We start from the raw sequence: 224 nt of genomic DNA, 5'->3' as shown, positions 1-224 counted from the left end.
AAAGAGTTTAAAACGCAAGAAGTGAAAGCAGATGAAAAAGGCAATTGGACATTTAGCTTTAAGGATCTACCGAAGTACGATGGAAAAGGAAATGAGCACAAGTACACAGTATATGAAGTAAAAGTGAAAGACTATGAAACAAAAGTAGAAGGAACGACGATTACGAATACTTACAAGAATACAGAAACAACAGAAGTAAGTGGTAAGAAAGTATGGGAAGACTA

The 224-nt window shown here is 34.8% G+C and carries 1 protein-coding gene; it reads left to right on the top strand.

Features of this window, described 5'->3' with window-relative positions; translation table 11 throughout:
- Positions 1 to 224, top strand: a 224-nt coding sequence (locus tag MR113_RS27985; protein WP_242257527.1) for a Cna B-type domain-containing protein, incomplete at both ends; no start/stop codon positions are given.

Source organism: Bacillus cereus group sp. BfR-BA-01379, from assembly GCF_022663605.1.
Classification (GTDB): Bacteria; Bacillota; Bacilli; order Bacillales; family Bacillaceae_G; genus Bacillus_A; species Bacillus_A mobilis.
The sequence above is the reverse complement of the archived record's forward strand: the minus strand, read 5'-3'. Positions and strand labels throughout refer to the sequence as shown.